Source organism: Ruegeria sp. AM5 (genome assembly GCF_056540645.1).
On record NZ_JBQFXC010000010.1, the window covers coordinates 38,475 to 58,957 of the forward strand.

A 20,483-nucleotide genomic window follows, 5' to 3' on the forward strand; every position below is an offset into this window, starting at 1 on the left:
GTTCATAACCTCAACAGGGTATCCATCAGTTCATCCACGACGGCGATGATGCGTGCGTTTGCGGCATAGGCCTGCTCGATCTGCATCAAGCGCTGCAGTTCCGCGTCACTGTCAACACCTTGCTCCGCGACGACTTTTTGCATTTCCAGCTGCGCGTTTGCTGCAAAACTGCTGCGCTGGTCAGCTGTGTGTGCGTTTGCCCCGGCTTTGGAAAGCAACGCCTCGGCGATCTCGGCCGCGCGCATCGTGCCTGTCCCAAATCCCACGCTAGGGGCCGGGCGTGAGTCGGTCAGAACGGCCCCAAAAGCTTGCAACTGGCTGGCATCACCCGGCGCACCGGGGGTCAATGCCCCCAGACCCGCGCGTAATCTCCAGCCGTCGCCCCTTGCGTCTGGGTCGACCACAACATTTAGTGAGATGCGCGACGCAAGACCGGTTTCAGAAACCGGATCAAAGCGGCTGCCGTTATCCGTGAAGACGCCCGGATCGGTCGCGGCAGCGGTCGGGTCCAACCCGGTGGTTTCAAACCGCTCGATCAGGTCGCGAGCGACGGCGTCCAGATCGGCTTGCGCTTCGACGGTCAGTTCGTCGCGTACCGAGAACTGGGCCATCAATGCGCCGCCTCGGATTTGGGCGAACTCTCCGCTCACGCGAACGGGTCGGCCGTTGATCTCGAGCCCGGACAACAACCCGTTGCCAACGGTCATATGCGGCATGGTATCGCCTGTGGTCGAGAACGAAAACTCGGCCGCGGTTCCTTCCAGCAGGATCAACCCGCCATCGGAATAGAGGGAAATCTGATCATTATCGCGCGCGATCGCGTTGACAGGCACCAACTCGTTGACTTGATCGACCAGAATCTGACGATGATCCAACAGCGCGCCAATATCACCGCCCGAATTGCGGACAGCGGGGATACGAGCATTCAGTTTCTCGATGTCTTTCAGAGTCTGATTCAGCGTATCGACCTGTTTGCCTATCGTGCGATCCGCATCGGATCGCATTTGCCGCACCCCTTCGGACGCTGAATTGAGCGCTGTGCTCAATGTACCGCCTGCACGGGCGGCCTGATCCAACCGTTGGGCTGAGCCGGGCAGGCTTGCAGCTGTAATCAGGCTGCTTTCGAATTGGGCCAGTCTGGCCGAGATCGAAGTGGCATCGTCGGCTGCCCCCAACAGTTTCTCGTAACCTGAATGAAATTGCGCCACGGTTTTGGCTGCCATCAGGTCTGCATCGGTCGCACGGCGGTTTGCGATCAGTACCGGATCCTGGTGCCGAGTGATACCAACGACACGAACGCCATTACCGGAAACTGTGCTGGTCGCCAATTCAAGCGATCTGCGGGCATATCCCGGGGTCAACGCGTTGGCGATGTTTCCTGAAACCACCGCCGCACCACGGCTAGCTGCGCTTAGCCCGCCCAGAGCGTTGTTCAGTGCTGTCGACATATTCATCGGACGCATCCCTTTCGTTGATCAATCATCAGATCAGCGTTTGATATTGGTGGTTTCCTGCAGCATCTCATCCACAGTCTGAATGACCTTGGCGCTTGAGGAGTAGGCCCGCTGGGTCTGGATCATTGAGGTCAACTCGGTGGCGACATCGGTGGTCGATTCCTCGCGTGCAAAAGAAACAAGATCTCCTGTTGGACCTTCACCCGCGTTCCATAAGAAAAAGGTGCCGCTGTCGCGCGAGGGGGCATAGGTCTGACTGTCCAACGCCGTCAGGCCGTTTGGATTCGGCACATCGGCCAGCGGAATCTGGAACATCCGGCGACTGACCCCAGTATCATAGAAAGCATAGACATAACCGTTCTCATCAACCTGTACGCTTGTCATCGTGCCAACGGCCGAACCATCGCGTGTGATCGAAACCGGAGCAAAGGTATCGGAAAGCTGTGTAATGCCGTCCGCATCGCCGATCTGGCCGATGTTGATCTCCATCGGTCCGCCGGCGACGTTGACGACTACGCTGCCGTTTGCCGGGTCATAGGCACCGCCGGTCACGGCGGTGACGCTGGCTAGTGTACCACCGGCTGTACGGCTATCGGTGAAGGTCAGGGTATATTCTCCGATGACAGCGCCGCCCGAGGCTGAATCGCGCAATGTCATGGTCCATTCATTGCTGCTGCCGGTTGCAGGAACGGTGGGGACCAATTCGATATCGACGCTTTCAGACTTGCCCAAATTGTCAAAATACTCGACCGACAAGGGCTGCGTGTCACCCGGAGCACCGGCGTCGGTCGCTGTTGCAGGCAGGTTCATCCGCAGGTTCATGGATGTTGTGGGGGCGCCCGAAAGTTGATTAACGCTTAGCTGTATGGGTTCCAGAGCGGCGGGCGTATCCCTCGGGACGCTGGGGATCGAGCCATCTGGATTGGCACGCCAGCCAAGAAGTACAAGGCCGGATTGTGTGACAAGATACCCCTCCTCATTGGTGCGGAATGAGCCTGTCGTGGTCAGCAGCATCTCATTTGAACCTGACGCGATCTGCGAACTGGGACGGACAGGCAGCATGCCTCTGCCGCGCACGGCCAGATCGGTTGAATTGTTGGTGGTTACAAGCGATCCGCGCTGATCTATCAGGCGTTGGCTGGTGGTTCTGACCCCGCCTGCCGAATAGCTGCCGCCCTGACCAGACGCGACCATGGAGTGAAAGTCGGTCTCGACCCTTTTATAGCCAAATGTCGATGAGTTGGCGATGTTGTCAGAGATCGAGGCCAGCCTGTTGGCGTTGGCCTTCAACGCTGCCACACCGGCATTCAGCGAAGAGGATATGGTCATCGGTACGCCCTTTTGTTGCGTCATTCGTTGATGCAACACGTACCGCACTGGCCCTTAACAGCCGGCTAACAGCTAAAATGCTGTCTATCCTTTACCCCTTAAGGGTTGCGTAAAAAGATGATCTCAATCCGATTATTGCGTATCGCCATGGGGTTTTTATCCGAAAGCTCTCGGTCCGCGTGCCCAGTCACGCGGTCCAACCGCTGTGGCTGGATGCCTTTGTTCTGCAGCAGTTGGCGGGTGCTTTGCGCCCGCGCGGTCGACAGATCCCAGACCGGGTTATTCGCCAACACGACGGGCGCAGACCGCACATGCCCTTCAACCGCGATTGCGTTTGTCACCAGATCAGAAGACCGCGCTACCAAAAGTGTCAGCGCGCGCATCATTTGGGTTGGCGTGTCTGTCCCCGATTCGAACAACGGTTGATCCTCAGTGGCGAACAGCTCGACCACCAGCCCTTCGTCGGTGACGCGGGTCACGATGTGCTTGCGCATCTTATCGGACACCAGGCTTTCCCCAGCGCGCCCCAGCAACTGCGCCTCGAGCGACGAGAAATCTTCGAACGCACCCTTACCGCCGCCTTTCGCATCCACGCCGGTTGATCCGCGCGCCTGTTTCGCCTCGGTGGGGTTCCGATTGCTGGCACCTGATCCATCCATAACCATGGTTTTTTCCGAAAACATGTTGTCACCGCCGAAGGCACCATCGCCGCCGCCCGAGACCGGATTGACCGGAATCGTGGGCGAAAAATAATCCGCCAGACCCTTGCGTTGCGTCTCGGTCGTTGCATTCAGCAGCCACATCAACATGAAGAACGCCATCATGGCAGTGACAAAGTCCGCATACGCGACCTTCCACGCACCACCGTGGTGAGCATCGCCACCCGATACACGTTTCTTCTTGATGATGATTGGCGCCGCATTGGATTGCGCACCCATCTCCACCACCTTCTATTCACCCGCTTACTGGCCTAGCAGGGCAGGTGTTAAGGTGGGCTTAACACTTAAAACTGTTCTGAATTCTAAGACTGCGACACCGGGTTTACACCAGCGCGCCTTAAAATCAGAGATAATCGATTAAAGCTGTTTTCGATACCATCGGGATCGGCCTTCGCAAAAAAGCTATCTAGCTCTTCGTGGACCCGGACGGCGCGATCCAACAAAGGATCTGTTCCTTCGGCATAGAGACCGGCTTTGATCATCACCTCAGATTGCTCATAACTGCCGACCAGCATGCGGGTTTCTGTAATCAACTGGTTCTCATCTGCGGTCGCCGCACCCGGTAGGCTGCGTGATACGGATCGGCTGAGGTCAATGGCCGGGAAGCGCCCGCGTTCGGCGATGTCTCGGCTCAGCACGACATGTCCGTCCAAGACGCCGCGCAGAATGTCCGCAATGGGCTCGTCCATGTCAGAACCCGCGACAAGAACACTGAAGACTGCGGTGATGTCACCTTGATCGGGAGTTCCGGGACCCGCCCGTTCGCACAGATTTGCAATCAGCGGCGTGACCGATGGCGGGTAGCCACGTAGCGATGGGGCTTCACCCATTGCGGCGGCAATCTCGCGGTGCGCTTCGGCAAAGCGGGTAACTGAATCGGCCAGAAACAGAACGTTTAACCCTTGATCCCGCAGGTATTCCGCCACCGACATGGCCGACCATGCGCACCGTCTGCGTATCAGGGCCGATTGATCCGAGGTTGCGGCCACGACGACGGATCGTTTCAGACCTTCGGCACCCAGGGCGTTCTCGACAAACTCATTCACTTCGCGCCCGCGTTCGCCCACCAATGCAACGACCACAGCATCCGCCTGGACTGAATGGGCAAGCGTCGCCAGAAGTGTTGATTTGCCAACGCCTGAACCAGCGAACAGGCCGATTCGCTGACCTTGGACAATGGGCAGCATCGTATTGAGGATGGCCAACCCGGTTTCCATACGACAGCCCAGCGGCTTGCGCGATACCGCAGATGGCGGGGCCTGCATAAGGTCACGTTCAAGCGTGCCAGGCAGCAGGGGCTTGCCGTCCAGAGGTTTGCTGGACGGATCGATTACCCGCCCAAGCCAGTGCATTCCGGGCGCAAAGGCAGGCATCTGGTCGAGAGAGACCTGATCCCCTAGGCTCACGCCATCGGGCGCAGTGGCAGGAAGCATATAAATAGCGCTCGTTTCGACATTCAGAACTTCGCCCGGCAACTCTGGACCGCATCGTCGGTGTAGGGTCAGATGATCCCCGATCCGGGCTTGCGCGGCCAAACCGTCAATTTCAACCACGCCGCGCGCTACACTGGTTACACGCCCGATATGGTGTACCGCCGACATCCTATCGAATTCGCATTTCAGACGCATCGGATCGAGATCGGCCATCGCAGGTCCTCCAAATAGATTTGTTGAAAACGGTTTCTAAAGGAATCGGGGTTAAGCCTTGATTGAAATTGATCGAGGGAGAAGCCCCGATGTTCAATGACCTGAACGTCTTTAAGACTGCGTACGCAATGGCAACCCATGCCGGACAACGGCAAGCGGTTGTCGCGCGCAACATGGCCAACGCGGATACGCCGGGATACAAGCCCCGCGATATTGAAGCCTTCCAGACAGCGTTTGAAAACACGAGCCGAGAGGTCGCGATGACCGCGACTCGGACGGGTCATCTGAATGGTGATGTGCGCGCTCAGCCTTGGGTTGAATTCACGGTCGCGGCTTCGAGCGATCCGAATGGCAATGGTGTTTCATTGGAAGAAGAGATGCTGAAAGCTGTCGAGGTCAAGCGACAACATGACCGGGCATTAGCGATCTACAAGTCTTCAATCGGTGTGCTGCGCACGAGTCTGGGCCAGGCATAGGGGGTTTCACGATGAGCGATTTTTCCTACTCGTTGGACGCGTCGGCTAGCGCACTGCGTGCGCAAGCAGCGCGGTTGCGTCATGTGTCCGAGAACATCTCGAACGCCGATACGCCCGGATACCGGCGTAAGACAGTCCCGTTTGAGACAGTCGAACGGGACGGAAAAGAGATGGTTCAGGCGGGGCGCGTCAAACTCGATCGTCGCGACCTGAGCAGAATTTATGATCCTGGCCACCCTATGGCTGATGAGACAGGCCATTACAGAGGATCAAACGTCGATCTGATGATCGAAATCGCAGACGCCCGAGAGGCGCAGCGCAGCTATGAAGCCAACCTCAAGATGTTCGACCAGACCCGGCAGATGTCATCGAGTCTGATGGATCTACTCCGTAAATAAAGGAATACCAGAATGGATGTTCGCTCACTTACCGCCGCGCAGAACTATACGGGTGCGCGCCCTGCAACGCAGGCCGACCCCGAACATCAGGGGACAGCGCAAGGGCTGCGATCCTCGTTTCAGGATTTCGTGGCGACGCTGAAACAAAGCGAGCAAGTCACGCAATCTTCGATGGTTGGGCAGGCCGACCCGCACGCTTTGGTTCAGGCGCTGGCGCAGACAGAGTTGGCAGTGGAAACGGCTGTGATTGTTCGGAACAAAGTCGTTGAAGCCTATCAGGAAATCTTGCGGATGCCGGTCTGAACGATGCTGAGCGAAGGTCTGTTCTACGACATCGTGCGCCAGGCGCTTTGGGTTGCAGTCATCACGTCGGTTCCGATCCTGGCGGTGGCGCTGATCTCGGGCCTTACAGTTGGTTTGTTTCAGGCCTTGACCTCGGTTCAGGAGATGACCCTGACCTTCGTGCCTAAGCTGATTGCAATCGTGGTCGTGTTCTGGATGTCGATGGGCTTCATGACCCAGACCCTTGTTACGTTTTTTACCGGGACATTGGTCCCGCTTATTGCCGGAGGTCGCTAATGGACACCGCTTATGTCACCTTGTCCCGCCAATCCGGTCTCATGGATGAGATGCGAATGGTGGCCAACAATATCGCCAATGCCAACACGACCGGGTATCGTCAGCAGGGGCTGGTGTTCTCCGAATTCGTCCGGGATATGCCGGGCAATCCTTCACTATCGCTCAGCCGTGCGCAGGTTCGAAACACTTCTCTGCAACAAGGTGTGCTGACCGAGACAGGCGGGTCCTTCGACTTTGCCATCGAAGGGGACGGGTTCTTTATGATCGAAACGCCCGCTGGGAACCGCCTGACGCGTTCCGGCAGTTTCTCACCCAATGCTGAGGGCGATCTGGTGACGATGGACGGGCACCGGGTTCTGGACAGCAATGGCGCGTCGGTCTTTGTCCCGCCCGACGCCGCAACGATCGATGTTGGCAGCGACGGCACGATGAGCGTCGATGGACAACTTCTGAGCCAGATCGGTGTCTACAACGTCGCCGATCCCGAAAACCTGGTGCGCGAAGGAAGCACACATTTCCGTGCAGGCGGGCAGGTGGACCCGGTGGACGAGCCGGTCGTGCTGCATCGGTTCCTCGAAGGATCGAATGTCAATGCCATTGGTCAGGTGACCCGGATGATTGAAATTCAGCGGGCCTACGAGCTCGGGCAGAGTTTTCTTGAGGCCGAAGACGAACGGGTTCGCGGGGCGCTTAAGGCATTGATGCGCTGATTACCGGAAGGAGAATACGACATGCGAGCATTGAAGATCGCGGCTACGGGCATGACCGCACAGCAGATGCGGGTTGAGACAATTTCAAACAACCTCGCGAATATGAATACAACCGGCTACAACACCCGCCGGGCCGAGTTTGCCGATCTGCACTATCAACAGATGGCGCGCGCCGGGGCGGTCAATGCCTCGGATGGAACGGTCCTTCCGACAGGTATTCAGTTGGGGTTGGGCGTGCGCCCTGCCGCCGTCACCGTACAGCTGGAACAGGGCGGGCTTTCGGCAACAGGCAGTGATCTGGATGTCGCCATCGAAGGGCGGGGTTACCTTGAGATCACCATGCCGAATGGCCAATCCGCCTTTACCCGAGACGGAAGCCTGAAACGTTCGGCCGAAGGTCTGATCGTAACTTCTGATGGCTTTGCCGTTGCCCCTGAAATTACCATTCCAGACGATGCCAGATCGATCTCGATCAATGCGGCGGGTGAGGTCTATGCCTATTTCGATGATACGGCCGAGGGGCAGTTGCTGGGCGAGTTTACGCTGGCCAGCTTCTCGAACGCCAAGGGTCTTGAGGCCATTGGTAGCAACCTCTTCAAGGAAACCGAAGCCTCGGGTGCACCGGTGGTCGGCACCCCGGGCGAAGATGGGCTAGGCACATTGCGGCAGGGCTATCTTGAGGACAGCTCTGTCGATGCGGTGCGCGAGGTCACGGAACTGATCGAAGCGCAGCGTGGCTATGAAATGAACGCCAAAGTTATTTCCGCCGTCGACCAGATGATGGGCGCGACCACGCAGGTCCGGTGATGCGCCTGTTAACCCTCATACTATGCATGATGCCGATGCCAAGCTTGGCCGAGATCGTTGTGCCGACCCGCACGATCCGCGCCAAAGAGGTCATTGTCTCATCCGACCTCGAAATCAAAACCACTGAGGTCAATGGGGCGGTTCGTAGGCCAGAGGATCTTATCGGTCAGGAGGCACGTGTTGCGCTTTATCCAGGTCGGCCAATCCGCCCTGCCGATGTCGGTCCGCCTGCGATCGTGGACCGAAACGATCTGGTGACGCTGGTGTTCGATCACGTCGCGCTATCGATCACTGCCGAAGGCCGCGCGTTGGGCCGGGGCGCAGCAGGCGAGCGTATCCGTGTCATGAATCTGGCGTCTCGCACAACAGTAACGGGCGTAATCCGTCCCGATGGACAAATTGAGGTTAAATGATGCCGAGCCTTTCGAAACCCCTGCTATTTGTCGTTCTGAGTGTTGCGGCGTGTGGACGATTGGACCACCTTGGCAAGCCGCCCAGCCTGACACCAAACACGGAATCGCCCGAACATGTTGCCATGCTGTGGCCCGGGCTTCCGCTGCACAGCCAGCCGCAGCGAACGGTCGACCAGTCCTCTTTGTGGAGCGGTGGGCAGCATTCTTTGCTTGGGGATCAGCGCGCGATGAAAAAAGGGGACATTCTAACGGTCGTGATCGAGCTGGATGAAAAGGCCGAAATTTCCAACGATACCAATCGATCGCGCGCGGGGTCGGAAAGCCTTGCAGTGCCGGAACTCTTCGGCTTGCCGCAACGTGCAGGTGAACGACTACCTGAAGGGGCCTCACTTGATGATGCCGTTTCAATTGACTCGGCTTCGGTCAGCAAAGGGAAGGGATCGGTCAAACGCAAAGAAAAATTGACCTTGCGCGTGGCGGCAACGGTCGTCGACGTGTTGCCAAACGGTGTGCTTTCGATTTCTGGATCGCAAGAACTGCGGGTGAATTTCGAACTTCGGGAACTGCTGGTCTCGGGTTATGTCCGCCCCGAAGATATCTCGCGCCAGAATGAAATCACCTATGACAAGATCGCGTCGGCGCGGGTGTCTTATGGTGGCCGCGGGCAGATCACGGATGTGCAGCAACCACGCTATGGACAACAGATACTTGATACCTTGCTACCTTTCTGAGGGCCGCGCTTATGGGAAAACTACTACCGATCGTTTTTCTGGTTTTCGGCCTGGCTGCCGGTGCGGGCGCCCGGATCCAATTGTCCCCTTCCGGGGAAGCTGAAGATCTTGCGGAGGCTGGGCAAAAACCCAATGAAGACAAGAAAAACAAAACTAAACCCGGCAAAGATGATCAATCAGAAACACATGAGTATCTGAAACTCACCAAACAGTTCGTGGTCCCCGTGGTTTCCGAGGACGAGATATCGGCGCTCGTCACCATGTCCCTCAGCCTTGAGGTGAGGCCGGGGATTGCCGAAGCGTTTTATGAGATCGAGCCAAAATTAAGGGACCGGTTTCTGCAAGTTCTGTTTGATCACGCCAATATCGGCGGGTTTGACGGCGCATTCACGCGGTCAGACAACCTGACGGCATTGCGCAATGCGTTGCTGGAGGTTGCGAGAAAGGATCTGGGCGAAGATGTCTCGCAAGTTCTGATCATGAGTGTCAGCCGACAGGATACCTGAACGGGTTGGGGTTACGAATCCTGAGCCTTAGATTGTCGCACGCGTCGCTTGTGTTCCTGCAGGCGGCGCGACAGATCGGCAACGGCCAGTTTGCGCCCAAATGCCCCACGCAATTCTTCCATTGCCGCAAGCTTTTGTGATCGCAGGCGCGCCAACTCGGTGTTCAGGTTGCGCCGTGTCAAAGATTCCCAGCCGTGCCACAACAGGTCTGTGCCGGTGACCTGATAGCCATCCGACTGTGAACTCGTCGATTTTACTTCGGCTAATTGAGAATCCAGACGCGTCAATTGCTGAAGCAACTGGGCTTCGCGCTGCAACAAAGGGTGCAATTTTTGGTGTTCCCGTTGATAAACAGCTTCGACGACGGTCAAAAGGTTGTCTATGCGATCTTGCGTCATCCGACCTGGCCCTTCGCTCGTTTGCGCATGGCTTCGGCAAACCGAATAGCTGCTGCAACGGGTCGGTAGTATTCTTCGGTAATTTCCTGTCCGATCCCGACGGTCGCGTGCAATGCGCGTGCTGTTGGTGGATCGGAATGAATAGGAATGCCTGCGTCTCCGGCCGTGGCCATGATTGTTGCCGCGATTTCATCTACCCCTTTGGCGACGCAAACCGGAGCGCTGCCACTTGCTCGCGACCATTTCAGCGCCACCGCATAATGCGTCGGGTTGACGATCACCACATCGGCCTTGGGCACATCCGCCATCATCTGATTGGTTGCTATGTCCTGCGCGCGTTGGCGACGCTGCTGTTTGACGTGCGGATCACCCTCGGAATCCTTGGTTTCATCCTGAATTTCTTTGCGTGACATTCTGTTTTTGCGAAGGTGTTCGGCATGTTGCCACAAATAGTCGATCATGCCGATCGCCAGCGCGATCATTATGACGATAAACAGAAATTGGCTGAGTAAGTTCATCATCAACAGAATTGAGGATCTCGGGGCGGCTGCACTGGCTGTCAGAATCTTGGGCAGGTGGGTGTGCAAAAATAGGGTCAGGCATGTTCCATAGATCAACAATTTAACAAAGCTCTTGGCGAATTCGAACAACCCGCCCCGGCCAAACTTGTTCTTTGCGTTTGAGACGATCGAGATGCGTGAACCGCGTGGTTTCAGCTTTTCCGGCGCGAAGATCAGTGCGCGCTGGGCGATCAGGCTGAGCAACACCGCGACTGCCGGAACGATAAACAACGCGGCGATTGGTGCCAGAGTTGATCTCAGAATCCCAGCGACGGTGGATGTCGCGGGTCCGACGGTCAGCAAGCTTGCGAATTGATCTGATTGGTCGATCAAGACCACGAACAGAGCCCCCAGATGCTCTGCCGTGAATTGCCCCGTGAGCAAAAGTGCGACGAGCAGTCCCATGTATGCAGCCACCACCGACAGATCATTGGACTTCGCCACCTCGCCTTTTTTGCGGGCTTTTTCCAGCTTTTGCGGGGTCGCCTCAAATGACTTATCACTGTCGTCTGATGCGCTCATCGCAGCCCTCCCAGAGGATTTTGGAGAAACGCGAACAAAGCGTCAGACCAGGTTGCCAGGATCAATGGTGCCCCGGCGAAAAGCAGGAAAAGGCCTGCGAAAGTGATTGCTGGGGCACCGACAAAAGCGACTATGAGCTGCGGCATGGCGCGGTTAATTACGCCCAGTGCGAGGTTGTAGATCAGCGATGCGATGACAAAGGGCATAGCCAGCGCAAAGGCCAGTCCAAAGCTGTGGGCGACTTGCGCAACGCCCCATTGCGACAGATCAGGCGCAGTTGGAAGCGCGCCCATCGGAAACAGCATATAGCTGTGGATCATGAACTGCGCTGCACGGATATGAAGGCCAAGCAATACCGCCAGCGCCAAGCCGGCCAGCGTCAGCAGATACCCCATCGCCGGGACAGGTTCTGCGGCCGCTCCGCCCAGGATCTGAGACAAGGATGTCGCTTGCGCCGCGATTGAACCTGCAGTTTGTAGTGCAAGGACAAAAAGGCGCAACCCGATGCCGAGCATAAGACCGATCAAGACTTCGATGGTGATTAATCCAATCATTTTGTGAAAGCCCGGCATAACACCCGATGCGGGTATGGCGGGAATGACAATCATTGTGAAAGCAACTGCCACGCCCAGTTTGACCCGCACAGGGACGCTGCGTTCACCAAAGGCCGGTAGCAGCGAAACCAATGCGGACACACGAAGAAATACGGCGAACAGATGCCACAGGTTTTGCCCCAGATGTGGCAAAAGCTCTGACGGGACTGAGATCACGCGGGCACCGTTCCGACCAAGGCGGGGCGCGCCTCAAGCCCGATCTCTTCAAAAGACAGGACGGGGTTGGCGACGCCGCGCGCGTGCATAATGGTACTGAGCAATCTGCGTCGTCGGGTCGTGGTTACGACCGCCGGGAACAACCCGTGATCTGCTGATTTTGCGACGCTATCGACAACTCCATCGGCCAGCTTATTGAACAGGTTGGGCGGTAGTGCCACGTCGATACCTGCGTTCGCGGCGTCGATCTGGTAGGTGGCAAATGTGTCCTCCCATTCCGGCGCGAGTTGGATCAGAGGGATCGAGCCGTCCTCGCGCTTCATGTCGGCAACCAGTTGAAAGCCCAGCCGCTGGCGGACCAGTTCGCAGATCCCTTCGGGCTGGGTGGTGGTCAATCGTGCTTCGGCCACGCTTTCAAGGATCAGCGCCATGTTTCGGATCGAGACCCGTTCGTCTAGCAACAGCCGCAGAACAGCATGCAGTGTGTCGATCGGCACCTTGTCTGGGATCAATTCGTCCAGCATTTTGCGGTTGGCTTCAGCTCGGGTCGGATCGCTGAGCCGCGTCATCTCGGACAGCAGGCGGCGAAGGGATTTCAGGGTCATAAGGCGCGAGAAATTCTGTTTGATGATCTCTAGCAGATGGGTCGCCAGAATTTCAGGAGGGGTGACGATGGTGGCCCCATTCAGTGCGGCGACCTCCTGGTCCTTGGGCAATATCCAGCGCGCCGGGGCACCGTAGACGGGTTCGGTCACATCGGTGCCATCAGGTAGAAAGTCGTGCCCGTCCTGTACCAGTGCGAGCACGAGTTCAGAATTCAGAACACCACGCGCCTGTTCGACCCCTTGTACTTTGATCACATAAGTTCCGGTCGAAAGATCGGCGCGGTCAGTCAATCGAATTTCGGGCAGGATAAGCCCAAAGCTTGAGGCGACATAGGTCCGCATGTTGGCGATCCGCGCGTCAAGGCCGGTACCGGGGTTCAGCACCATGCTGACCAGATCAGGGGCGAATTCCAAGTGAACGTCGTCGAGGTCCAGGATATCACCGATAGCCTGCGAGACCGGAGTATCAGACTCGGCCTCGGGGGTCTGAGCCTCTGCCTCGCTGGCGTGGCGTTTTCTGAGACCTGAATAAGCCGCATAGCCCAGCACCCCCGCCCCAAGAATGAACGGTAAGAACGGCAAACCGGGCACCAGGGCGAACAGCACCATCAGAACCGCTACGGTGCTCAACGCCGCCGGGTGGCGTCCAAGTTGCGAGAAGAGCGCATTGTCGGTTGCACCCTGCGTACCGCCACGCGCCAACAGCAAGGCGGACGCAATCGAGATGATCACTGCTGGTATCTGCGACACCAACCCGTCCCCAACGGTCAGGATTGCGTAGGTTTCGAAGGCGGACGATACCGGCATCCCATGCACGATGACCCCCATGACCAATCCCATCACGAGGTTGAGAAGTGTGATCAGCAACCCGGCAATCGCATCACCTTTGACGAATTTCGACGCGCCGTCGAGCGAACCAAAAAAGGTGGTTTCCTGCTGCTCGCGCTCGCGTCGTTCTTTGGCTTGCTGGTGATCGATGGCTCCAGCCGACATGTCACTGTCGATGGCCAACTGTTTGCCCGGCATCCCGTCCAGCGCGAACCGGGCACCCACTTCGGCCATGCGGGCCGCACCCTTTGTGATGACCATGAAGTTCACGATCAGCAGAACGCCAAACACCACAAGGCCCAGAAAGATGCTGCCGCCCATGACAAACTGGGCGAAACCTTCGATCACGTCACCAGCGGCGTTGGTGCCGGTGTGCCCCTGACCGATGATCAGCTTGGTTGAGGACACGTTCAGCGACAAGCGCAACATCAGTGAGGCCAGCAGGATCGTCGGGAAGGATGAGAAATCCAGTGGCCGTTCGATGAACAGCGTCAATGTGAAGATCAGTATCGCCAGCGCAAAGGATGCCGCCAGCCCCACGTCCAGTACCCAGGCTGGCATGGGCAGGATCATCATCACGATGACCGCCATCAGCGCCAGCGCCAGCAATATGGTCGGAGAGAACAAGGTGCGGGGATCGATACGGGGCACTATCTGCTCCTAATTGAAAGCGATAAAGGCGGTGGCTGTAGAGGTTTCGGGAACCAGTGACCCCAGCGCGTTCTGGCCGACCGGATGAGCGTTCAGCGGGATGAGCGGACTGGCAGATGCTGTGAATGGATCGCGTTCGTGGACTGTGCCCGAGCCATCCAGCTGCGCCAGGACGGTCTGAAAACGATCAGAATATGAGGCCGCAAGGTGCTGCGTGCGCGAGTGGTAGGCCCCGGCAGCGGCAGGCCATGATCCAAGTTCCGCATAAAGCTGGGCCAGAAACCGTGCTGCATAGGTTGCGTTTTCATCCGGATCGAACATCGCGTCGATCGAGCGAAAAGCCTTACCATGCCAACGATAATTGATCTGAAAGCAACCGACATCAAAGCTGCGTACACCGGATTTGAAGATGTCGAACACGTAAGACTTTGCCTCAACCTCGGAGGCAAACCAATATCCCTGTCCTTCACGATTGACGGTCCATGGCCAGGGTTCCAGTAATCCGTTCTGCGTGCGGCCTGTTTCTACGCGGGCAATTGCCTTGAGAACATCGAGCGGGACGCCTTCGGCCTGCGCAGCCCGCCGGGCCGCTTGATCACACAGCGCCGATGTTGGCGATGCGTATCCGGCCTGCGCCAGAAGGGCCTGCGCCAAGAGCGCGGAAACTAGTAGGTTTTGAGTTGGCATTCTGCCGGTCCGGAATTCTAATCAGTCCGGGCCAAGCTATCCAATCATCTGTTTACAGAGAGTTAGCGCGCCTTAGTTTCGATCAATCTTTCGGCCAAAAACCACACTGGTGTTGGTACGCAATACGCCGGGGATGCGCGCAAGTTCGTCGACCAGAATATCAAGATCATCGATCCGTGGCGCTTCGGCGGAAAGCAGCAGGTCAAATTCGCCATTGATTGACAAACACAGTTTGACCTCGGGATAAGCTTCAAGCCGCTTGATGATCCGTGTGGTTTCTTTCTGCTGCACTTCAAGCAGAACGATGATCTGAACGCGTGGCGTATCTTCGGTTTCGCGCAGGACGACCGAGTAACCTGCGATGACGCCCCGCTCTTCCATTCGATTGATGCGTTCATGCACCGTTGTTCGGGCGACGCCAAGCTTAGAGGCGATGAGGGTCGTCGAATCGCGTGCATTGTGTTGCAAAGCGGCGATGATGCGTCGGTCAAGCTGGTCCATTGCGGCTCCGGGTTCAGGCAACTTCGCCTCGGTTTAGGGTAGTTTGGTGTTCGGGCTCAAGGCTGGTGCGGATAACGGGGATGCAGTTCATCAATGATGATCGGATGCGCATGAGGTTTTGGCCCAGACAGGTGGGGGTGATCCTGTGGAAGGTCAGGATGGTTATGGACCACCGCATTGTCTTCGCGCCGTGGCCAGGCAATGAGCACAAATACCAGACCCAGAATCGCGGCAGTTACCATTCCGGCCATGGCCACAGTTACGCCAAAGCGGGTCATCAGCCACCCGGCCAGGGGATAAAGCACCAGCCAGCAAGCATGAGACAGAGTGAACTGTGCGGCAAACACAGCGGGTCGATCCTCGGGCTGGGCGGATCGGGTCAGCAGGCGGCCCGAGGGCGTTAGCGTGCTGGAGTAACCGAAGCCGACCAATAGCCAGGTCGTCGTCAGTAAGCCCAATGTCATCGGTAGGGTGGCAGACAGCAGTGCCGCCGCCGCCATGGTGCCCGTCGCCAGCGACGCACCACCCAGCATGACGCGACGCTCTGGGATGTGATCCAGAAGGCGTGGCAGTGCAAATGCCGCCAGCATCGAACCGCCACCGAACCCGGCCAGTGCGACGGCAACGGCGCTTTCAGAAAGACCAAGTTCGCCGCGCACGATCACGACCGTGTTGACGATGACCATCGAACTGAGCGCGGCCGCGCTCCAACTCAGCGCCAGCAGGCCGCGCAGGCGCGGGGTTTTAAGGTAAATCCGGATGCCGCGCGTGGTGCGGTCGTAGATCCCGCGCGGCTGGGTTGGTTTGGGTGAGGGTAGGGTTGCAGATACTACAAGCAGGGCCGAGGCGACAAAACCGATACAGGTGCCCAGAAACAGGCTGTCGAAACTGACGAACAGCAGCAAGGTGGCGGCCAGCATTGGGCTCAGCAGGCTTTCCAGATCGTAAGCCAGCCGCGACAGGGACAGCGCTTTGGTATAGTCCTGTTCGTCGGTCAGCACATCCGGGATGGTGGCCTGAAACGCGGGTGTAAATCCGGCTGAGGCGGATTGCAGCACAAAGATCAGCACATAGACCTGCCAGATTTCGGACACGAAAGGCAGGCAGAGCGCAACCACGGCACGCACCAGATCCAGTGCGACCAGCATCCGGCGACGATCCAGCCGCTCGGCAAAAGCAGCAGCAAGCGGGGCAACGGTGACATACGCGATCATCTTGATCGTCAAAGCGGTGCCAAGCACCATCCCGGCGGCCTCTCCGGCCAGATCAAAGGCTAACAGCCCCAAGGCCACCGTCGCCAACCCGGTTCCGGTCAGCGCCACGATCTGCGCGGCCAGCAGATGTCTGTAGGTGCGGTTTCTCAGGATGCTGAGCATTGTCGGAATTTCTCAATCGCGGCGTCGCCCATCCATAGTTCAAGTGTTGGCCACAAGGTCAAGGGGACGCTTTTCCAAGGACGGCGTTGAGTTTGCGGGCCAAACCGCCTATCTCGGGGCCGAAAGCGCACAAAGGACAATTCCGTGGCGAACCATCTGTATAAAAATGACCTGCCGGACGGGTTGGATTTGGGCCCCATCGTGGCCATCGACTGTGAAACTATGGGGCTGAATCCGCATCGGGATCGCCTGTGCGTAATCCAGATGTCCGGAGGGGATGGCAACAGCCATATCGTTCAGGTCGAGATTGGGCAGACGCAGGCACCGAACCTTTGCGCGATGCTGGAGAACCCGAATGTTTTGAAGCTGTTCCACTTTGGTCGCTTTGACATCGCTGCGATGTATCACACCTTTGGCGCGCTGGCCGCACCGGTCTATTGCACTAAGATCGCCAGCCGCTTGGTGCGCACATATACCGACCGGCATGGTCTGAAGAACCTGTGTCAGGAACTGATCGGCGTCGATATCTCGAAACAGCAACAGATGAGCGATTGGGGCGCTGACACGCTGACCGATGCTCAGTTGGAATATGCTGCGTCAGATGTTCTGTACCTGCATCAGCTGCGTGACGCTCTGGACGGGCGGCTGGCCCGTGAAGGTCGAACCGAAATGGCACAGGCCTGCTTTGACTTCCTGCCGATGCGTGCGAAGCTTGACCTCGCAGGCTGGCCCGAAACCGATATTTTTGCGCATTCATGACTGATACCGAAGCATTCCTCAGAACCGCCCGGCAGGTTGTCACCGACGAAGCCCGTGCGCTGGATGTCCTGGCCGATGGCCTGGACGAGCATTTCGCCGAGGCCGTGCAACTGATCCTGCAGGCCACTGGCCGCATCATTATCAGTGGTATCGGCAAATCCGGCCATATTGGCCACAAGATCGCGGCGACTCTGGCCAGCACTGGTACACCCGCCTATTTTGTCCATCCCGCCGAAGCCAGCCATGGTGATTTGGGCATGGTCTCGAAAGGCGATGTGGTCCTTGCGATCTCGAACTCAGGTGAAGCGCCGGAACTGGCGAACTTGCTGGCCTTTACGCGTCGCTTTGGAATTCCGCTGATCGGGTTGTCGAGCAAGCCGGAAAGCACCTTGATGAAACAGGCGGATGTGCATCTGCTTATCCCGTCACTGGGAGAGGCCTGTGGTTTTGGGATGGTGCCTTCAATCTCGACGACGCTGACCCTTGCGATGGGCGACGCGCTGGCGATTGCGCTGATGAAGTACCGGGATTTCAAACCCGAAGATTTCCGCGCTTACCACCCAGGTGGAAAGTTGGGGGCGCAACTGTCTACTGTGCGTGATCTGATGCATGAAGATTTGCCCTTGGTGACCGCTGGCACCCCGATGAGCGAGGCGCTGCTGGTCATGAGTCAGAAGAGCTTTGGTGTTGTGGGAGTCACTGATCATGCAGGTCGTTTGCTAGGTATTGTGACCGATGGCGACCTGCGCAGGAACATGGACGGACTATTGAGCAAAAACACCGAAGAGGTGATGACCGAAAACCCAATGACCATTGCGCCAAGTGCCATGGCGGAGGAGGCGGTTGCAATCATGAACGATCGCAAGATCACGTCACTCTTTGTGGTTGATCCTGACACAAATGGCCCAGCTTTGGGTCTGCTGCACATACATGACTGTCTGCGTGTAGGATTGGGTTAGGAAGATGGCTGAAGTTGATCGCCATTCCCGATGGGTGCAGTTCCTGAAGGTACTGCTACCGCTTGTGGCGATTTTGTTGCTGTCTTCTGTCTTTCTTCTTTCTCGCAGCGTCGACACCAATGTCTCGGTGCCGTTCAGTGATCAGGATATTGACGACCGGCTGACAGACCAGGTGGTCACGCGGCCCGACTATAAAGGTGTCACCAGCAAGGGCGAGGAAATCCGAGTCGAAGCCCGAAGGGCCAGTCAGGGTGGCGATGGCGACACACCGACGGCAGCCGAAGTGCAGGGCCGCTTTGGACTAAGCAATGGGGGCGAGATCACACTCGAATCCAACACAGGCATCATCAGGCCAGACAAGGGTACTGCAACGTTTGCAGGGGATGTGGTCATCACCACCAGAGACGGCATCCAGGTCACCACCGACCTGTTGAATACGTCGCTGGATGAAATACGTGGTGATAGCCCTGGACAGATTGACGGAACCGGTCCGATTGGCGACTTTACTGCCGGAAGAATGGTGTTTGGGACCGAAAAAAAGGACGGTCCGGTTCATATTCTTTTTACAGGCGGCGTGAAGTTGATATATGAGCCGCAAAAAGCAGAAAGATAACTTGTGTTCGATTTACGTGTCGCCTTTTTGTGTCTAGCCGTGGCTGTCGGAGCCACACCTGTTTCTGCACAAGAGGCTCAGGTGGCGTTCGGCTCGGTCAATGCCGACCCGACGCTGCCGGTCGAGGTGACGTCCGAGACATTGAACGTGAATCAGGAAGATGGATCGGCCGAGTTTATCGGCAACGTCATTGTCATCCAGGGCGAGATGCGCCTGACGGCAGACCGGGTTCTTGTCATCTATAACGAAGAACGCTCAGCCATCGAACGGATGGAGGCCACCGAAAACGTGGTTCTGGTCAGTCCGCCCGACGCAGCCGAGGGCGATTGGGCAGAATACACCATCGATTCCGGCGTGATTGAGATGAAGGGCAACGTGTTGCTGACGCAGGGCCCAAGTATCATCAGCGGCGACGAGATGATTGCAAATCTGACCACGGGAACCGCGACGATGTCAGGGCGTGTCAAAACCATTCTGCAACAAGGTGGCAACTGATGAACCGGCCCGAACTCTCCATCGCTGAAGGTTCTTCCGGTCTGAAGATCGAAAAGCTACGAAAGTCTTATCGCAAGAAGACCGTCATTCGCGATGTGTCCATGGAATTGAACCGCTCCGAGGTCGTAGCGTTGCTAGGCCCGAACGGATCGGGCAAGACCACCACTTTTTATTCTGTCGCGGGTCTGGTTTTCCCCGAAGCGGGCACGGTCACGATTGATGGGCAGAGCGTCACGACCCTGCCGATGTATCGTCGTGCCCGGATGGGGATCGGATATCTGCCGCAGGAGATGTCGATTTTCCGCGGGATGAGCGTTGAAGACAACATCGCTTCGGTTCTAGATATCACGGTTAAACATGCCCATCGCCGCAAGGAGCGGCTGGAAGAGCTGCTATCGGACTTTTCCATCGAACACCTGCGCCGAGCGCCTGCATTGGCATTGTCCGGCGGGGAACGCCGCCGGGTCGAAATTGCGCGCTGTCTGGCCGCCGATCCGAAATATCTTCTGTTGGACGAACCATTTGCGGGTGTCGATCCGATCAGTGTCGGTGATATCCGGCATCTAGTGGCCGATCTGAAAAAGCGTGGCATCGGAGTACTGATCACGGATCATAACGTCCGGGAAACGCTGGAGATTGTGGACCGGGCCTATATCCTGCATGATGGCCAGGTTTTGATGTCAGGCACGCCCGACGAAGTTGTCGAAAACGAAAATGTTCGCCGGGTCTATCTGGGTGAAAACTTCCGTATTTCATAAGGTTGTGCGGAGATGCGCCTGACGCATGACGGAAATCACGTATATACACACCTGTTTTGATTGACTCTTCCCTCACCTCTTGGCTCAATTGGCATATGGCATTTCTTCGGTTCCAAACTGGATCTCGATCTCCCTTCGTTGAAGGGCCGGGCCAACGGCAACCGCAGAACCTGCCGATACCCCCCACCCGATAAAAACAAGTCAGTCGCGTTACGCGGCGTCAGAATGGGTGT

General features: G+C 57.3%; 25 protein-coding genes. 14 read left to right on the top strand and 11 right to left on the bottom strand.

The genetic code is table 11. The features are described 5' to 3' along the window. Window positions 1-2 precede the first annotated feature (2 nt). The 4 genes from flgK to ACR0AH_RS17800 all read right to left on the bottom strand — a co-directional run bounded on the left by flgK (window position 3) and on the right by ACR0AH_RS17800 (window position 5,130). Window positions 3-1,454 (bottom strand): flagellar hook-associated protein FlgK, encoded by a 1,452-nt coding sequence (gene flgK, locus ACR0AH_RS17785; protein ID WP_480593034.1) that lies wholly within the window; start codon window positions 1,452-1,454, stop codon window positions 3-5. Between the two features lie 33 nt (window positions 1,455-1,487). Next, window positions 1,488-2,783 carry a flagellar hook protein FlgE gene (locus ACR0AH_RS17790; protein ID WP_480593035.1) on the bottom strand — a complete coding sequence of 432 codons (1,296 nt, stop codon included), beginning with the start codon at window positions 2,781-2,783 and terminating at the stop codon, window positions 1,488-1,490. A gap of 98 nt (window positions 2,784-2,881) precedes the next feature. Beyond that, window positions 2,882-3,721, bottom strand: coding sequence for a flagellar motor protein MotB (locus ACR0AH_RS17795; protein ID WP_170408689.1), 840 nt, complete (start codon window positions 3,719-3,721; stop codon window positions 2,882-2,884). Window positions 3,722-3,804: 83 nt separating this feature from the next. Beyond that, a complete protein-coding gene (locus ACR0AH_RS17800) occupies window positions 3,805-5,130 on the bottom strand; it encodes a FliI/YscN family ATPase (RefSeq protein WP_480593105.1) in 1,326 nt (441 codons plus the stop codon). Between the two features lie 107 nt (window positions 5,131-5,237). Between ACR0AH_RS17800 and ACR0AH_RS17805 the strand changes: the two genes are divergently transcribed. From ACR0AH_RS17805 to ACR0AH_RS17845, 9 genes are read left to right on the top strand one after another with little or no spacing between them, the layout of a single operon-like run. Further along, window positions 5,238-5,624, top strand: a complete 387-nt coding sequence (locus ACR0AH_RS17805) for a FlgB family protein (protein WP_480593036.1) — start codon at window positions 5,238-5,240, stop codon at window positions 5,622-5,624. Window positions 5,625-5,635: 11 nt separating this feature from the next. Further along, window positions 5,636-6,022 carry a flagellar basal body rod protein FlgC gene (gene flgC / locus ACR0AH_RS17810; RefSeq protein ID WP_170395265.1) on the top strand — a complete coding sequence of 129 codons (387 nt, stop codon included), beginning with the start codon at window positions 5,636-5,638 and terminating at the stop codon, window positions 6,020-6,022. A 12-nt stretch (window positions 6,023-6,034) separates the two neighbouring features. Then, window positions 6,035-6,325: a flagellar hook-basal body complex protein FliE gene (gene fliE / locus ACR0AH_RS17815; RefSeq protein WP_170734158.1), complete on the top strand. Its 291-nt coding sequence runs from the start codon at window positions 6,035-6,037 to the stop codon at window positions 6,323-6,325. A 3-nt stretch (window positions 6,326-6,328) separates the two neighbouring features. Continuing rightward, window positions 6,329-6,601, top strand: coding sequence for a flagellar biosynthetic protein FliQ (locus ACR0AH_RS17820; RefSeq protein ID WP_170395271.1), 273 nt, complete (start codon window positions 6,329-6,331; stop codon window positions 6,599-6,601). Next, complete coding sequence (locus tag ACR0AH_RS17825; RefSeq protein ID WP_170408684.1) at window positions 6,601-7,311, top strand: flagellar hook-basal body complex protein; 711 nt, start codon at window positions 6,601-6,603, stop codon at window positions 7,309-7,311. Before ACR0AH_RS17820 ends, ACR0AH_RS17825 begins: the two co-directional genes overlap by 1 nt. A 21-nt stretch (window positions 7,312-7,332) precedes the next feature. Further along, window positions 7,333-8,118, top strand: coding sequence for a flagellar basal-body rod protein FlgG (gene flgG / locus ACR0AH_RS17830; protein ID WP_480593038.1), 786 nt, complete (start codon window positions 7,333-7,335; stop codon window positions 8,116-8,118). Next, window positions 8,118-8,531 carry a flagellar basal body P-ring formation chaperone FlgA gene (flgA, locus tag ACR0AH_RS17835; RefSeq protein WP_480571223.1) on the top strand — a complete coding sequence of 138 codons (414 nt, stop codon included), beginning with the start codon at window positions 8,118-8,120 and terminating at the stop codon, window positions 8,529-8,531. Before flgG ends, flgA begins: the two co-directional genes overlap by 1 nt. Continuing rightward, window positions 8,531-9,262, top strand: a complete 732-nt coding sequence (flgH, locus tag ACR0AH_RS17840; protein ID WP_170395282.1) for a flagellar basal body L-ring protein FlgH — start codon at window positions 8,531-8,533, stop codon at window positions 9,260-9,262. The genes flgA and flgH overlap by 1 nt, the downstream gene beginning before the upstream one ends. A gap of 11 nt (window positions 9,263-9,273) precedes the next feature. Continuing rightward, the gene (locus tag ACR0AH_RS17845; RefSeq protein WP_480593039.1) at window positions 9,274-9,768 is read left to right on the top strand and encodes a flagellar basal body-associated FliL family protein; all 495 of its coding nucleotides are present in this window, start codon (window positions 9,274-9,276) and stop codon (window positions 9,766-9,768) included. An 11-nt stretch (window positions 9,769-9,779) separates the two neighbouring features. On the opposite strand, the gene ACR0AH_RS17850 is transcribed toward ACR0AH_RS17845, so the two are convergent. The 7 genes from ACR0AH_RS17850 to ACR0AH_RS17880 form a co-directional block, all read right to left on the bottom strand. After that, window positions 9,780-10,139, bottom strand: a complete 360-nt coding sequence (locus ACR0AH_RS17850) for a hypothetical protein (protein ID WP_480593040.1) — start codon at window positions 10,137-10,139, stop codon at window positions 9,780-9,782. Window positions 10,140-10,162: 23 nt separating this feature from the next. Beyond that, entirely contained in the window at window positions 10,163-11,248 is a 1,086-nt protein-coding gene (gene flhB / locus ACR0AH_RS17855; protein WP_480593042.1) for a flagellar type III secretion system protein FlhB, read from the bottom strand. Then, window positions 11,245-12,018: a flagellar biosynthetic protein FliR gene (locus tag ACR0AH_RS17860; protein WP_480593043.1), complete on the bottom strand. Its 774-nt coding sequence runs from the start codon at window positions 12,016-12,018 to the stop codon at window positions 11,245-11,247. Before ACR0AH_RS17860 ends, flhB begins: the two co-directional genes overlap by 4 nt. After that, window positions 12,015-14,102 carry a flagellar biosynthesis protein FlhA gene (flhA, locus tag ACR0AH_RS17865; RefSeq protein ID WP_480593046.1) on the bottom strand — a complete coding sequence of 696 codons (2,088 nt, stop codon included), beginning with the start codon at window positions 14,100-14,102 and terminating at the stop codon, window positions 12,015-12,017. Before flhA ends, ACR0AH_RS17860 begins: the two co-directional genes overlap by 4 nt. 9 nt (window positions 14,103-14,111) lie before the next feature. Beyond that, window positions 14,112-14,789, bottom strand: coding sequence for a lytic transglycosylase domain-containing protein (locus ACR0AH_RS17870; RefSeq protein ID WP_170691623.1), 678 nt, complete (start codon window positions 14,787-14,789; stop codon window positions 14,112-14,114). Between the two features lie 72 nt (window positions 14,790-14,861). Further along, entirely contained in the window at window positions 14,862-15,290 is a 429-nt protein-coding gene (locus ACR0AH_RS17875; RefSeq protein ID WP_480571238.1) for an Lrp/AsnC family transcriptional regulator, read from the bottom strand. A gap of 56 nt (window positions 15,291-15,346) precedes the next feature. Next, on the bottom strand, window positions 15,347-16,666 hold the full coding sequence (locus ACR0AH_RS17880; RefSeq protein WP_480593049.1) for an MFS transporter: 1,320 nt from the start codon (window positions 16,664-16,666) through the stop codon (window positions 15,347-15,349). Between the two features lie 144 nt (window positions 16,667-16,810). Between ACR0AH_RS17880 and ACR0AH_RS17885 the strand changes: the two genes are divergently transcribed. Genes ACR0AH_RS17885 through lptB form a run of 5 tightly spaced genes read left to right on the top strand, consistent with a single transcriptional unit; the run spans window position 16,811 to window position 20,250 of the window. Further along, complete coding sequence (locus ACR0AH_RS17885; RefSeq protein ID WP_170691618.1) at window positions 16,811-17,425, top strand: ribonuclease D; 615 nt, start codon at window positions 16,811-16,813, stop codon at window positions 17,423-17,425. After that, window positions 17,422-18,384 (top strand): KpsF/GutQ family sugar-phosphate isomerase, encoded by a 963-nt coding sequence (locus ACR0AH_RS17890; protein WP_170423339.1) that lies wholly within the window; start codon window positions 17,422-17,424, stop codon window positions 18,382-18,384. Before ACR0AH_RS17885 ends, ACR0AH_RS17890 begins: the two co-directional genes overlap by 4 nt. Window positions 18,385-18,388: 4 nt before the next feature. Then, window positions 18,389-18,997 carry an LptA/OstA family protein gene (locus ACR0AH_RS17895; RefSeq protein WP_170734147.1) on the top strand — a complete coding sequence of 203 codons (609 nt, stop codon included), beginning with the start codon at window positions 18,389-18,391 and terminating at the stop codon, window positions 18,995-18,997. Window positions 18,998-19,000: 3 nt separating this feature from the next. Continuing rightward, the gene (locus tag ACR0AH_RS17900; RefSeq protein ID WP_255611996.1) at window positions 19,001-19,492 is read left to right on the top strand and encodes an LptA/OstA family protein; all 492 of its coding nucleotides are present in this window, start codon (window positions 19,001-19,003) and stop codon (window positions 19,490-19,492) included. After that, the gene (gene lptB, locus ACR0AH_RS17905) at window positions 19,492-20,250 is read left to right on the top strand and encodes an LPS export ABC transporter ATP-binding protein (RefSeq protein WP_170395315.1); all 759 of its coding nucleotides are present in this window, start codon (window positions 19,492-19,494) and stop codon (window positions 20,248-20,250) included. The genes ACR0AH_RS17900 and lptB overlap by 1 nt, the downstream gene beginning before the upstream one ends. Window positions 20,251-20,483 lie beyond the last annotated feature (233 nt).